The sequence below is a fragment of the Dactylosporangium sp. CA-139066 genome, assembly GCF_050936175.1.
Taxonomy (GTDB): Bacteria; Actinomycetota; Actinomycetes; order Mycobacteriales; family Micromonosporaceae; genus Dactylosporangium.
The window spans coordinates 705,248-717,769 of record NZ_JBNJNH010000002.1 but is presented as its reverse complement, the minus strand read 5'-3'; the positions used below and the strand labels follow the sequence as shown (position 1 = coordinate 717,769).

At 72.1% G+C, this 12,522-nt stretch carries 12 protein-coding genes; 9 read left to right on the top strand and 3 right to left on the bottom strand.

Annotated features, from left to right (window positions below; all coding sequences use genetic code 11):
- The first annotated feature begins 12 nt into the window (after nucleotides 1-12).
- The 4 genes from ACQEVU_RS47990 (at nucleotide 13) to ACQEVU_RS47975 (ending at nucleotide 4,757) form a co-directional block, all read left to right on the top strand.
- The gene (locus ACQEVU_RS47990; protein ID WP_433336680.1) at nucleotides 13-477 is read left to right on the top strand and encodes a DUF4442 domain-containing protein; all 465 of its coding nucleotides are present in this window, start codon (nucleotides 13-15) and stop codon (nucleotides 475-477) included.
- A gap of 185 nt (nucleotides 478-662) precedes the next feature.
- Nucleotides 663-2,138, top strand: a complete 1,476-nt coding sequence (locus tag ACQEVU_RS47985) for a glycoside hydrolase family 3 protein (protein WP_433336678.1) — start codon at nucleotides 663-665, stop codon at nucleotides 2,136-2,138.
- Between the two features lie 140 nt (nucleotides 2,139-2,278).
- The gene (locus ACQEVU_RS47980; protein WP_433336676.1) at nucleotides 2,279-3,013 is read left to right on the top strand and encodes an LppX_LprAFG lipoprotein; all 735 of its coding nucleotides are present in this window, start codon (nucleotides 2,279-2,281) and stop codon (nucleotides 3,011-3,013) included.
- Nucleotides 3,014-3,308: 295 nt separating this feature from the next.
- Nucleotides 3,309-4,757 carry an MFS transporter gene (locus ACQEVU_RS47975; protein WP_433336674.1) on the top strand — a complete coding sequence of 483 codons (1,449 nt, stop codon included), beginning with the start codon at nucleotides 3,309-3,311 and terminating at the stop codon, nucleotides 4,755-4,757.
- 395 nt (nucleotides 4,758-5,152) lie between these two features.
- Here the strand turns inward: ACQEVU_RS47975 and ACQEVU_RS47970 are convergent, their stop codons facing one another.
- Both ACQEVU_RS47970 and ACQEVU_RS47965 read right to left on the bottom strand, forming a co-directional pair.
- Nucleotides 5,153-5,635 carry a DUF6401 family natural product biosynthesis protein gene (locus tag ACQEVU_RS47970; protein WP_433336672.1) on the bottom strand — a complete coding sequence of 161 codons (483 nt, stop codon included), beginning with the start codon at nucleotides 5,633-5,635 and terminating at the stop codon, nucleotides 5,153-5,155.
- A 450-nt stretch (nucleotides 5,636-6,085) separates the two neighbouring features.
- Nucleotides 6,086-6,286: a PspC domain-containing protein gene (locus ACQEVU_RS47965; RefSeq protein WP_433336670.1), complete on the bottom strand. Its 201-nt coding sequence runs from the start codon at nucleotides 6,284-6,286 to the stop codon at nucleotides 6,086-6,088.
- Nucleotides 6,287-6,516: 230 nt separating this feature from the next.
- On the opposite strand from ACQEVU_RS47965, the gene ACQEVU_RS47960 reads away from it, so the two are divergent.
- The 3 genes from ACQEVU_RS47960 to ACQEVU_RS47950 are packed head-to-tail and all read left to right on the top strand — an operon-like array spanning nucleotide 6,517 to nucleotide 8,963.
- Nucleotides 6,517-7,209, top strand: a complete 693-nt coding sequence (locus ACQEVU_RS47960) for a CAP domain-containing protein (RefSeq protein WP_433336668.1) — start codon at nucleotides 6,517-6,519, stop codon at nucleotides 7,207-7,209.
- Between the two features lie 9 nt (nucleotides 7,210-7,218).
- A complete protein-coding gene (locus ACQEVU_RS47955) occupies nucleotides 7,219-7,740 on the top strand; it encodes a hypothetical protein (RefSeq protein ID WP_433336666.1) in 522 nt (173 codons plus the stop codon).
- Nucleotides 7,741-7,775: 35 nt separating this feature from the next.
- The gene (locus tag ACQEVU_RS47950; protein ID WP_433336664.1) at nucleotides 7,776-8,963 is read left to right on the top strand and encodes an esterase-like activity of phytase family protein; all 1,188 of its coding nucleotides are present in this window, start codon (nucleotides 7,776-7,778) and stop codon (nucleotides 8,961-8,963) included.
- A 27-nt stretch (nucleotides 8,964-8,990) separates the two neighbouring features.
- On the opposite strand, the gene ACQEVU_RS47945 is transcribed toward ACQEVU_RS47950, so the two are convergent.
- Nucleotides 8,991-9,311 carry a DUF6401 family natural product biosynthesis protein gene (locus tag ACQEVU_RS47945; protein WP_433336662.1) on the bottom strand — a complete coding sequence of 107 codons (321 nt, stop codon included), beginning with the start codon at nucleotides 9,309-9,311 and terminating at the stop codon, nucleotides 8,991-8,993.
- Between the two features lie 104 nt (nucleotides 9,312-9,415).
- On the opposite strand from ACQEVU_RS47945, the gene ACQEVU_RS47940 reads away from it, so the two are divergent.
- Complete coding sequence (locus ACQEVU_RS47940) at nucleotides 9,416-9,865, top strand: DUF6328 family protein (protein ID WP_433336660.1); 450 nt, start codon at nucleotides 9,416-9,418, stop codon at nucleotides 9,863-9,865.
- A gap of 81 nt (nucleotides 9,866-9,946) precedes the next feature.
- Nucleotides 9,947-12,490, top strand: a complete 2,544-nt coding sequence (locus tag ACQEVU_RS47935) for a glycoside hydrolase family 9 protein (RefSeq protein WP_433336658.1) — start codon at nucleotides 9,947-9,949, stop codon at nucleotides 12,488-12,490.
- Nucleotides 12,491-12,522 lie beyond the last annotated feature (32 nt).

Below are 12,522 nucleotides of genomic sequence, written 5' to 3'. Positions count from 1 at the left end.
ACATGTCCGGCCATGAGCATTGATGCGAAGGCCATGGCGCTGGGCCTGACGTCGGCCGTCCCGTTCGCGCGCACCGTCGGCATCGAGATCGTCGAGGTGAGCGCGGACGGCGACGACGTCCGCGCGGTCGCGACGCTCCCGGACGAGGAGCGCCTGCACAACCACGTGGCGGGCCCGCACGCGGGCGCGCTGTTCGCGCTGGGCGAGACGGCGTCGGGCGCGGTCGTGATGGCCGCGTTCGGCCCGCATCTGGCGCTGGGGACCCCGCTGGCGGTGCGCGCCGACATCGCGTACGCGAAGCTCGCGCTCGGCCCGGTCCGCGCCACGGCCACGCTGGGCCGGCCGGTTGCCGAGGTCATCGACGAGCTGACGGCGGGCGGCCGCCCCGAGTTCCCGGTGGCCATCGAGATCATGCGGGCCGACGGCGCCGTGACCACGACGATGACGGTGGTCTGGACCATCCGGCCGCACCGCTGAGCCGCTCGTTTCTCCCGGCTTTCCTGACGGCGCCGCTTCGGCGCGGGCTCGCACCCGCGCCCGCGGCGCCTTTTGCGTTCTCGTGTTCGGAAGAGGGACGAACCTGTTAACTACTGGAAAGTTTCTTGACTATTACCGAGATGTGATGTGACCATCATCGCCAGGCTCGAAGGGGTGGTTCACGCATGGATGCAGGCACGGGGGTCGACCTGGTGGGCATGGCGGACGCCGTGCTCCAGCCGGGGTTCATCGGCAAGGAGCCGCCTCCCTGGTTACGTCGCCGCCTCGCCGAAGGGCTGGGCGGCGTCGCTCTGTTCGCGCGCAACGTCGTGGACCGCGACCAGGTGGCCGAGCTGACCGCCGCAATGCGGGCCGAGAAGCCCGACGTCATCGTCGCCATCGACGAGGAGGCCGGCGACGTCACGCGCATCGATGCGCACACCGGCAGCCCCTGGCCGGGCAACCTGGCCCTCGGCGCGATCGACGACCCGGCGCTGACCCGCGAGGTCGCCGGGCACATCGGGCGCGGCCTGGCCGCCGCCGGCATCACGTTCGACTATGCGCCCGACGCCGACGTGAACAACGACCCCAACAACCCGGTGATCGGCTCCCGCGCGTTCGGGGCCGAGCCCGAGCGCGTGGCCCGGCACACCGCGGCGTGGATCGCGGGGCTGCAGGAGGCCGGGGTCGCGGCGTGCGCCAAGCACTTTCCGGGGCATGGGAACACGAGCGTCGACTCTCATCTGGATGTACCGCTGATCAAGGCCGGGCGCGTCGAGCTCGACGCCGTCGAGTTGCTGCCGTTCCGGGCGGCCATCGCGGCCGGCGTCCAGGCGGTGATGAGCGCCCACCTGCGCGTCCCCGCCCTCGACGCCGAGCTGCCCGCGACGCTGAGCCGGAAGATCATGACCGAGCTGCTGCGCGACGAGCTCGGGTTTGACGGGCTGATCGTCACCGACGGCATCGAGATGCGCGCGATCTCCGACCGCTACGGCCTGGCCCGCGCCACCGTCATGGCCCTCGACGCCGGCGCCGACGCGATCTGCGTCGGCGGCGAGCACGCCGACGAGGAGACGGCGGTCATGCTGCGCGACGCGATCGTCGCCGCGGTGCGCTCCGGCGAGCTGTCCGAGGAGCGCCTCGCCGACGCGGCCGCGCGCGTGGCCCGCCTCGCGGCCTGGTCCGTCGCCGCGCCGAAGCTCGCCCCGGACCCGCGCGCGGCCGAGATGGGGCTGTCGGCGGCCCGGCGGGCGCTGCGCATCACGGCCCCGGACGCCACGTTCCCGCTGGCCGCCCCGGCGTACGTCGTCGAGTTCGAGCCCCAGCTCAACTTCGCGATCGCCCCCGAGACGCCGTGGGGCGTGCTCGCGCCCCTGGCGGACGTGGCCCCGGCGACGTCCGGCGTGCGGCTTTCCTCGGAGGCCGGCCTGCCCGACGCGCTGGAGGCGTCGCTCGGCCGCCCGCTCGTGCTGGTGGTGCGGGACCCGCATCGCTATCCGTGGATGGCCGACTCGCTCAAGGCCTCCTTGGCGGTACGTCCCGACGCCATCGTCGTCGAAATGGGCGTGCCGGCGGATCCCAAGGGTGACGTGCACATTGCCACGTTCGGCGCGACGGCGGCGGCGGGCCGTGCCGTGGCCGAGCTGCTGGCCGGCCGCTGAACCCCTGATCGTCCCATGCCGGGCGCGGCGGCACGGTTGCGTCGCGCCCCTCATCACGATCGGTGACTTCATCGATACCCTGAGACGACCCACAGCTTCGAAACCCGCGTCGTTACCCGGCCCGGTCTAGCATGCCGGGTATGCCCCGCACCCAGTCCCGCCCCGCTCTGCTCGTCGCCGGCATCGCCGCCCTGACGGCGGTGCTCGTCGCCCTTACCGGCTGCACCGGCAAGTCCGACAACAAGGGCGGCGCGCCGACCCCGGACCCCAACCTGCCGGCCGCCGACGGGCTGCTCAAAGACTCCGCGACCGCGATGGGCGGCATCAAGACCGCCAAGTTCCTCATCACCGCCGACGGCACGATCGCCGGCGTCGCCCTGAAGCGCGCCGACGGCGTGCTGACCAAGGAGGGCAACGCCCAGGGCACCGCGCAGGTCGAGCAGGTGGGCACGACCGCCGACCTGGCGTTCACGATCGTCGGCCAGACGATGTGGCTCAAGGGCCCCACCGGCGACTACCAGCAGATCCCGCTGGCGCTGGCCGCGTCCGTCTACGACCCGTCGGCGATCCTCGACCCGGAGCGCGGCATCGCGAAGGTGCTCGCCACCGCGACCGAGGGCAAGAGCGAGGCCGCCGAGTCGGTGGACGGCCAGGCCACCTATCGAGTCGCCGCCAAGTTCCCGGCCGAAAACCTCTCGAAGGTCGTCCCCGGCGTGACCGGCGCGGTCCCGGGCAAGGTGTGGATCGCCAAGGACACCAAGCGCCTGCTGAAGGCCACGTTCGACCTGCCGGCCGTCGGCGACGCCAAGGGCGGCACGGTCACCGTGACGTTCACCGAGTTCGACGCCCCCGTCACCATCACGCCGCCGAAGTAGAGCCGAGCCGATGCGCCAGAGCGACCCCTCGGCCTCGGCTCCGTCCGCCGATGCCACCGCCGACCGCGTCTCGGTCCCGTCGCCTGAGACCGCCGCCGACCGCGTCTCGGTCCCGTCGTCTGAGGCCGCCACCGATCGCGTCTCGGTCCCGTCGCCTGAGGCCGCCGCCGACCCGGGCTCGTCCGTTCGCACTTCGGACGCAGCCCGGGCCCGGCCCACGAGCCTGACGACCGCTTCCGGCGACGGGGTTTCGGCGCCGCGGCGGCGATTGGCCATCGGGGTCGGCGGAGCGACGGTGCTGCTGGCGGCGCTGGACGCGTATGTGGTCGTGGGAGTGCTGACCGACATCCTCGCCTCGCTGCACATCGCGACCAACCGGCTCGAGCGGGTGACGCCGGTCGTGACGGGGTTCCTGCTCGGGTACATCGCCGGCATGCCCCTGCTCGGGTCGCTCTCCGACCGGCTGGGGCGGCGCACGGTGCTCATCGGGTGCCTCGTCGGCTTCGCGGGCGGCTCCGTGCTCACCGCGGCGTCCGGGGACTCTGTCTGGCTGCTCGCGACCGGGCGGGCCGTGCAGGGGCTCGCCGGCGGCGCGCTGCTGCCCGTGACCCTCGCGCTCGCCGGCGACCTGTGGGCCGAGCGCCGGCGCGCGACCGTGCTCGGCGCCGTCGGGGCGGCGCAGGAGCTGGGCAGCGTGCTCGGCCCGCTGTACGGCGTCGGCATCGCGGCGCTGCTCGGCTCGTGGCGGGGCATCTTCTGGCTCAACCTGCCCCTCGTCGCCGTGGCGATCGTGCTGGTGTGGGTGGCGCTGCCGGGCCGGACGGCCGGCGCGCCGCGGCAGAAGACCGACGTGGTGGGCGGTCTGCTGCTGGCGGTCACGCTCGGGGCGGCCGTTGTCGGGCTCTACAACCCCGACCCGGAGCGCGCGGTGCTGCCGCCGTGGGGCGGGTGGGCGCTGGCCGGCGCCGGGGTGGGGGCCCTGCTGTTCGTCGGCTGGGAGACGCGGGCGCGCACGCGGCTCGTGGACCTGCGCGACGCGCGGCGGCGGCCGTTCTTCGCGGCGCTGGGCGCGAGCTTCTGCGCGGGCGCGGCGCTCATGGTGACGCTGGTCGACGTCGAGCTGGTGGCGCAGACGCTGCTCGGCCGCCAGGGCGTGCAGGGCACGCTGGTGCTGACTCGGTTCCTGGTCGCGCTGCCGGTCGGCGCGGTGCTGGGCGGGTGGCTGGTGTCGCGCTTGGGCGAGCGCCTGATCGCGACGGCCGGCCTGGTCGTGGCCGCCGGCGGATACGTCCTCGTCGCCGGCTGGCCGCCCGACGTGCTCCAGCGGCAGTACCTTGGGTTCCTGCCCCGCCTCGACACCGACCTGGCGATCGCCGGGCTCGGCCTGGGCCTGGTCATCGGCCCGCTGTCGGCCGCGGTCCTGCGCGCCACCCCGTCGGCCCAGCACGGCGTGGCGTCGTCGGCGGTGGTCGTGGCCCGGATGATGGGCATGCTGATCGGCGTGGCCGCGCTGACCGCGTGGGGCCTGCACCGCTTCCACGAGCTGACCGCGAAGCTCAACTTCCCGCTGGTGTTCGGCAAGCCGGCCGACGAGCAGCAGCGGTTGCTGGACGCCTACAAGGCGGCGTTGCAGTCGGCGCTGCGGACCGAGTATCGGGAGATCTTCCTCGCGACCGCGGTCATCTGCGTGCTGGGCGCCGCCTGCACGCTGCTCCTGCCCGGCCGCGCCCGGACCGCCGAGTAGCCCACCGGCCTACGCCGCACGCTGCGCGGGCCGGGCGGCACGGGACGGCCTGCGCGCGTCGGACTCTGCGAGGCGCCCGGGCGGGCGTCGGTCCGCGCGGGAGGGCCTGCGCGCGTTGGGCTCTGCGAGGCGCCCGGGCGGGCGTCGGTCCGTGCGGGATGGCCTGCGCGCGTTGGGCTCTGCGAGGCGCCCGGGCGGGCGTCGGTCCGTGCGGGACGGCCTGCGCGCGTCAGACTCTGCGAGGCGCCCGGGCGGGCGTCGGTCCGCGCGGGACGGCCTGCGCGCGTTGGCGTGTGGGGCGCGGTCCGCGCGTTGGGCCGCGTTGGGCCTGAGTGCGCCGGGCGTCGTGGGGCTTGCGTGCGCTGGGCGTCGTGGGGCGGGCGTGCGGTGCCGGGCTAGATGTGGCCGCCGGCGCGGGCGAGTGAACAGATCGCGATCAGGCGCAGGGCGGGCCACTCGAGGCTGGACCAGTCGACCTCGGAGGTCGGCGGGAGCTGCCACTGGGCCTCGATGAGGGCGTCGCGGACGCCGGTGGCGTAGCCGGCCAGCGGTACCGCGCCGGGGCCGTGCTCGGGGTCGCCGAGCGCATCGCGGACGGCGGCGGCGTGCTGGTCGATCGCGGCCTGCAGGCCGGCCGACTCGCGGGCGGCGGCCAGGCCGGCCTCGCCGAGCCAGGTCATCAGGCCGTTGAGCGTCGAACGGGCGACGCTGCGCCGGGTCGCCTCGGAGTAGTCGCCGAACGCGCCGCTGCCGGTGCCGGCCGCCGTGTAGCTCGTGTCGTTGGACATGCCACCGAGTTCGGCCGCGCGGGCGACCGGATGACCGGTGAACCCGGGCCGCACCCCGCGCCACCCGGCCCGCTCCCGAAACGCCGTCACCGCCGCTCGCCGCAGCGCTCCCGAGCCGCCGACCCGCTGCCACAACGCCCGATCGCGGGCACCGTGAGGCCGAGTCCGGCGTCGACGCCACACGAACGTGCGGATCACCGATCCGCTGCTGCAATGCCCGGTCGCCGGCACCGTGAGGCCGAGCGAGCCCGGCGGCGACGCCACGCGAATGTGCGGGTCGCCGACCCGCTGCTGCAATGCCCGGTCGCCGGCACCGTGAGGCCGAGCGAGCCCGGCGGCGACGCCACGCGAATGCGCGGGCCGCCGACCCGCGGCGGCGTCGTGAGGCACAGTGAGCCTGCCGACACACTTGCGGGTCGCCGATCCGCTGCCACGACGCCGGATCAACGGCGCCGTGGACGGCATGCGGGCGGGAGGTGGCCCGGGCCGCACCCCGGGCCACCCGTCCCGCGGCCGAGGCCCGCTGTGGAGGAGGCGGGCTCAGCCGAAACTGCGGGCCTTGGACTCGTCCGGCATGAGGACCCACAGGATCAGGTAGATCACGAACTGCGGGCCCGGCAGCAGGCACGAGATGACGAAGAGCAGGCGCATCACGTTGGGCGACATGCCGAAGCGCCGGGCTAGACCCGAGCAGACGCCCGCGATCCAGCGGTTGTCGCGCGGCCTGACGAGACTGGACATCCCTGGCTCCCTTTGTCGATGTGTACCTCAACCGTAGAAATGCCCGGACCGGCCGCCCTCCAACCTTTGGCGGAAATCGGGGCGGGCGACCACTAGGGACTTGTCCGCACGGGTAGCCGTCCGGTTGCCGAGCGTTGCGTCGTGGTTGGGCCGCTCACGCGGGGTGTGAGGCGGGCGATACCAGGTTCGTCCGACCTCATGACAACGTCCCCGACGGAAGGCCTCGTACTGTGACCCGGTTCGCCCGCCGCGCCACCACCATCGCCGCCGCGCTCATCGCGGCGCCCCTCGGCTTCGCGCTCGTCACGACCGCTGGACCTCAGGCCCTCGCGGCCGGCGCGCCCGCCACGGCCGGTGTCGCGCACGTCGTCGAAGCGGTTGGCGCGCACGCCGCGAGTGCCGTGAGCGCCGACGACGCCAGCGCGAAGATCAGCAAGAAGAAGAAAAAGAAGAAGAAGCCGACGGCCAAGAAGACCCCCGCCAAGACGCCGGCCACGACCCCGCCGACCACGCCGTCGAAGCCGGTCGAGGGCGGGTACACCGAGATCGAGAACGAGGTCGTCACCCTCACCAACAACTTCCGGCAGGCCAACGGCTGCGGCGCGCTGCGCATCGACAGCCGGCTCGTAGCGGCCGCCCGGGCGCACAGCACCGACATGGTGACGAAGAACTACTTCGACCACACCGGCTCGGACGGCAGCAGCTTCGTGCAGCGCGAGGCCGCCGCCGGGTACACCACCGGCGCCTCGGCGGAGAACATCGCCTGGGGCTACCGCTCCGCGCAGGACGTGGTCACCGGCTGGATCAACAGCCCGGGGCACCGCGCCAACATGCTGAACTGCTCCAGCGTCGCCGTGGGCGTGGGGCTGGCGTACAAGGCCGACGGGACCCCGTACTGGACCCAGGATTTCGGACGCGTGTAGAAAGCACGGGTGACCACCCCTCGTGGACTGCTGCCGCTGCTGGCGGGCGCCGCTCTCCTGGCGCTCTCCGGCTGCGGCGACGACAAGGCGGCCGCGCCGCCCCAAGCGAAGAGCAACGCCGCCGCCTACTCCGGTGTCGACGTGTGTTCCCTGGCCGACGACGCGCAGCTCAAGGCGGCGCTCGGCGAGGGCCTCGGCGACAAGGCGCGCAAGGACACCGACGCCCTCAAGGCGTGCGCGGTCGACGCGTCCTCCGGCAACTTCTACCTGTTCCTGACGGTCGTGAAGCCGTCGATGGCCGCGACCGATCAGGTCGGCTACGACAAGGCCGCGGTGGAGGGCGAGAAGGAGATCGACGCGAGCACGTTCTCGTTCTTCGACGACGGCCAGGCGTACGTGGAAACCGCCGACGGCGATCTGGTGCTGCGGGCGTCGCTGATCTACTACGTCGACGGCGGCAAGATCACCGATGGGCCCGGCGTCGTCGGGCGCCTACATACGCTGCTCGGGCAGATGACACAAAAAGTCTAGGCCGGGTTCATGGCGGCTCCTTAGCGTCCCGGCCCATGAAGAATCTTCGACGTGTTGGCCTCGGCGTGGGTGTCGGCGTGCTCTCGCTCGCGATCGCCGCGCCGAGCGCCTCGGCGCACGACTCGTTCGGCCAGGCCACCCTCACCGGCTGGGCGATGCTCCCGGCGGCGACGTTCGTCTCGGCGAGCGACCCGTCCGGCGCCCTGCTCGGCGGCACCCCGTCCAACGGCATCACCCCGCCGTTCGACGACCAGCCCGTCCAGGGCTTCAGCGGCATCGTGAAGAACGGCGACGGCACGTTCGACGTCATCTCCGACAACGGCTACGGCAACAAGGCCAACAGCGGCGACTTCGTCCTGCGCATCCACAAGGTGTACCCGGACTACGCCAAGAAGACCGTCGACGTCGTCGGCGGCATCAACCTCACCGACCCCAACGGCTTCGTGTCGTGGCCGCTGACCCGCAAGGACCGGGTCCTGACCGGCGCCGACTTCGACATCGAGTCGATCCAGCGGGTCGCGGACGGCACGTACTGGATCGGCGACGAGTTCGGCCCGTACCTGCTGCACTTCGACCGGGCCGGCCGCCTGCTGCAGGCGCCGATCCCGCTGCCCGGCGTGCGCGCCCCCGAGAACCCCGAGGGCAACCCGAACCTCAACAGCAGCAAGGGCTTCGAGGGCCTGGCGCAGTCGCCCGACGGGCGCCGCCTCTACGGCCTGCTGGAGGGCACCGTGGCCGGCGACCCGGCCGGGGCGCTGCGGTTCAACGAGTTCGACCTGGCGAAGCAGCAGTACACCGGGAAGATCTACACGTACCAGCTGGACGACCCGAACAACTCGATCGGCGACGCGATCGCCGTCGACGACGACCGCTTCCTCGTCATCGAGCGCGACAACGGCCAGGGCGCGACCGCCAAGTTCAAGAAGATCATCATGGCCGACAAGCGCGACCGCAACCACGACGGCAAGATGGACAAGACCGTCGTCGCCGACCTCATGAACCTCGCCGACCCGCACCACCTGGGCGGCACCGCGAACGTCTTCACGTTCCCGTTCCAGACCATCGAGGACGTCGTGATCCTCGACGACCGCACGCTCGGCGTGGTGAACGACAACAACTTCCCGTTCTCCAGCGGGCGCACCCCGGGCCAGCCGGACAACGACGAGTTCATCACCATCCGCCTGACGGACAACCTGCACGCCGACAAGCGCTTCCTGCACTAGCGAACGCGGGTGTGCAGCCTGGGACCGCTACGGAACGAGGCTGCACACCGCCAGCAGGCGCAGCATCGCCCACGACGGGCGCGACCAGTCCTCGAGCGGGTCGCCGGCGTCGCGGGCCGCGTCGCGGATCGCCGCCGCGTAGCCGGCCAGGGCCACGGGGTCGAGGAGCGACCCGCCCAGCGACTCGCGGATCGCGGCCGCGTGCTGGTCGACGCGGGCCAGCAGGTCGGGGCGCTCGGCGGTGGCGGCCCGGCCCGGGCGCCCGATCGCGTTCGCGAGCTCGGCCAGACCGGCGCGGGCGATCCAGGCCCGCCGTCCGGCGGTCAACGCGTCGAAGGGTGCACTCACGCCGCGACCATAAGCCGGGCAGGCGGGCCCGCGCAGCCCCCAAATTCGCGGATGGGCCGAACTGGCACGTTCGCGGCAATGATCAGCTGGGTAAGTGAATCCTCATGGCCGATCGCGACGAGACGCCGGACGAGCGTTACGACCGCAACTGGAACGAATTGCTCCAGGAGCTTCGGGTCGCGCAGACCGGTGTGCAGCTGCTCTTCGCATTTCTGCTGACGCTGCCGTTCAGCACGCGATTCCCGGCGGTGTCCCCGGGACAGAAGGTCACCTATATCGTCACGATCCTGTGCACGACCGTGTCCGCGCTGTGCCTCATCGCGCCGGTGAGCCACCATCGCATTCTGTTCCGCCGGGGCCGTAAAGAGGAACTCGTCGCGGTGAGCAGCAATCTCGCGGGAGTCGGCCTGTGGTTTCTGTGGCTGTCGGTGGTCGGTGCCGTGTTTTTGATCTTCCAGTTCGTGGTGGGAATGTCCTGGGCCGTCGTGGTCGGCGCGGTGTTCGCTGTCGCTTTCATCGGAATCTGGTACGTCCTGCCGACTCTCAAGCGCTGAAGCGCCCCTGCTCTTGACACCGGCTGTGCCCTACGCCACAGTGGGAGCGCTCCCAATTCCTTTCCGCCAAAAGGGGTGTCTGTGCAGCGCAAATTCCCCATAGCCGCCGCGGCGGCACTGCTGCTCGTTCCGCTGGCGGCCTCGGCCGCGTATGCGGATGCACCGGAACAGATCGTCAACGGTACCTTCGACAGTGGCACCGACCCGTGGTGGTGGACGGGCAACTCGCCCGCCTCGGTGGTCGACGGGCGCCTATGCGCCAACATTCCCGCCGGCACCACCAACCCGTGGGACGCCATCCTCGGCCAGAACGCGATCCGCCTGCAGGCCGGCGAGTCGTACCGGCTGGCGTTCACGGCCTCCGGCTCGATCCCCGTCACCGTGCGCGCCAACGTGCAGCTGGCCGACCCGCCGTACACCCAGGAAATCTCGGAGGCGCCGGCCCTCTCGCCGGAACCGCACGATTTCAGCTACACCTTCACCGCGGCCGCCGACACCACCGGTGGGCAGGTCGCGTTCCAGGTCGGCGGCAGCGCCACCGCGTGGACGTTCTGCGTCGACAACGTCTCGCTGCAGGGAGGGGCGCCGCCGCCCGTGTACGTGCCGGACACCGGCCCGCGGGTGCGGGTGAACCAGGTCGGGTACCTCGCCAACGGCCCCAAGCAGGCCACCGTCGTCACCGACGCGACCGCCCCGCTGCCCTGGCAGCTGCGCAACGCCGGCGGCACGGTCGTCGCGAGCGGCACCACCTCGCCCAAGGGCGTGGACCCGACGTCCGGGCAGAACGTGCAGACGGCCGATTTTTCGCGGTACACCACCGTGGGAAGCGGCCTGACGCTCAGCGTCGACGGGGACACCAGCGTCCCCTTTGACATCGGGGTGAACACGTCCTACGAGAAGCTTCGCACGGACGCGCTGTCCTGGTTCTACGTCCAGCGCAGCGGCATCGAGATCTCCAACGCGATCGCGCCCGGGTACGGCCGCGCGGCCGGGCACCTCGGCGTCGCGCCCAACCAGGGCGACACCGACGTGCCGTGCCAGGCCGGCGTGTGCGACTACCGGCTCGACGTGCGCGGCGGCTGGTACGACGCCGGCGACCACGGCAAGTACGTCGTCAACGGCGGCATCGCCGCGTACCAGCTCATGAGCACCTTCGAGCGGACCAAGACCGCGGCGAACACGCGCCCGGACAAGCTGGCCGACGGCTCGCTGCGCCTGCCGGAGCACGGCAACAAGGTGCCCGACGTGCTCGACGAGGCCCGCTGGGAGCTCGAGTTCATGCTCCGCATGCAGGTCCCGGCCGGGCAGCCGCTCGCCGGCATGGTGCACCACAAGGTCCACGACCAGAACTGGACCGGCCTGCCGCTCGACCCGGCGGCCGACCCGCAGCCCCGCGAGCTGCACCCGCCGTCGACGGCGGCGACCCTCAACCTGGCGGCCACGGCGGCCCAGGGCGCGCGGCTGTTCGCGCCGTACGACAAGGCGTTCGCGAACAAGCTGCTGGCGGCGGCCCGCACGGCGTACTCGGCGGCGCTGGCCCACCCGGCCGTCTACGCGCCGGCCAGCGACGGCAACGGCGGTGGCGCGTACGACGACGCCGACGTGAGCGACGAGTTCTACTGGGCGGCGGCCGAGCTCTACCTGAGCACGGGCGAGCGGGTGTACCGCGACGCCGTCATGGCCTCGCCGTGGCACACCGCCGACGTCTTCAAGCCGGAGGGCTTCAGCTGGCAGTTCACCGCGGCCGCGGGCCGGCTGGACCTCGCGACCGTCCCCAATGGACTGCCGGACCGCGCGCGGGTGCGCCAGTCGGTCGTGGACGGCGCCCGGAAGTACCTCGCGGCGGTGCGCGCCAACCCGTACGGCATCGCGTACGCGCCCACCACCGGCAAGTACGAGTGGGGATCCAACAGCGCGGTGCTCAACAACCTCGTCGTCGTGGCGACCGCCTTCGACGTCACCGGCGCGGCCGAGTTCCGCGACGGCGTCGTCACCGGCATGGACTACCTGCTCGGCCGCAACGCGCTGAACCAGTCCTACGTCACCGGCTTCGGCGAGCGCTCGTCGCACAACCAGCACACGCGCATCTACGCGCACCAGCTCAACCAGGCGCTGCCCAACCCGCCGTCCGGATCGCTCGCCGGCGGCCCGAACTCCAACCTGCAGGACCCGCTCGCGGCCAAGCTGCTCGCCGGCTGCGCGCCCCAGTTCTGCTACGTCGACGACATCAACTCGTACTCGACCAACGAGATCGCGATCAACTGGAACTCGACGCTGTCCTGGGTGGCCTCGTTCATGGCCGACCAGGGCGAAGGCCGCGGGGCCACGCCGGCGTGCTCGGTCTCCTACAGCAACGTGATCGACCTCGGCTCGGCGTTCGTGGCGCAGGCCACGGTGAAGAACACGAGCCGTCAGACGATCGAGAACTGGCGGCTTCGGTACTCGTACACCGGGACCCAGCAGGTCCAGCTCGCGGTCAACGGCACGGCGACGCAGACCGCGGCGGACGTGGAGATCAGGCCGTGGCAGTCCCGGCTCCGGCCGGGCGAGCAGACGACGATCGTGATCGTCGGCACCGTCCCGTGGGGCCCGAACAACGCGCCGGCGACGTTCTCCTGCGGATAACGTCACGCACCGGTAAATGCTGATAAGTCCGA

What these genes read in the sequence shown, in the direction of transcription:
- ACQEVU_RS47965 (WP_433336670.1), bottom strand. Translation starts at nt 6,286, where the DNA reads ATGTCCAGTCTCGTCAGGCCGCGCGACAACCGCTGGATCGCGGGCGTC.
- ACQEVU_RS47980 (WP_433336676.1), top strand. Translation starts at nt 2,279, where the DNA reads ATGCCCCGCACCCAGTCCCGCCCCGCTCTGCTCGTCGCCGGCATCGCC.
- ACQEVU_RS47985 (WP_433336678.1), top strand. Translation starts at nt 663, where the DNA reads ATGGATGCAGGCACGGGGGTCGACCTGGTGGGCATGGCGGACGCCGTG.
- ACQEVU_RS47940 (WP_433336660.1), top strand. Translation starts at nt 9,416, where the DNA reads ATGGCCGATCGCGACGAGACGCCGGACGAGCGTTACGACCGCAACTGG.
- ACQEVU_RS47990 (WP_433336680.1), top strand. Translation starts at nt 13, where the DNA reads ATGAGCATTGATGCGAAGGCCATGGCGCTGGGCCTGACGTCGGCCGTC.
- ACQEVU_RS47950 (WP_433336664.1), top strand. Translation starts at nt 7,776, where the DNA reads ATGAAGAATCTTCGACGTGTTGGCCTCGGCGTGGGTGTCGGCGTGCTC.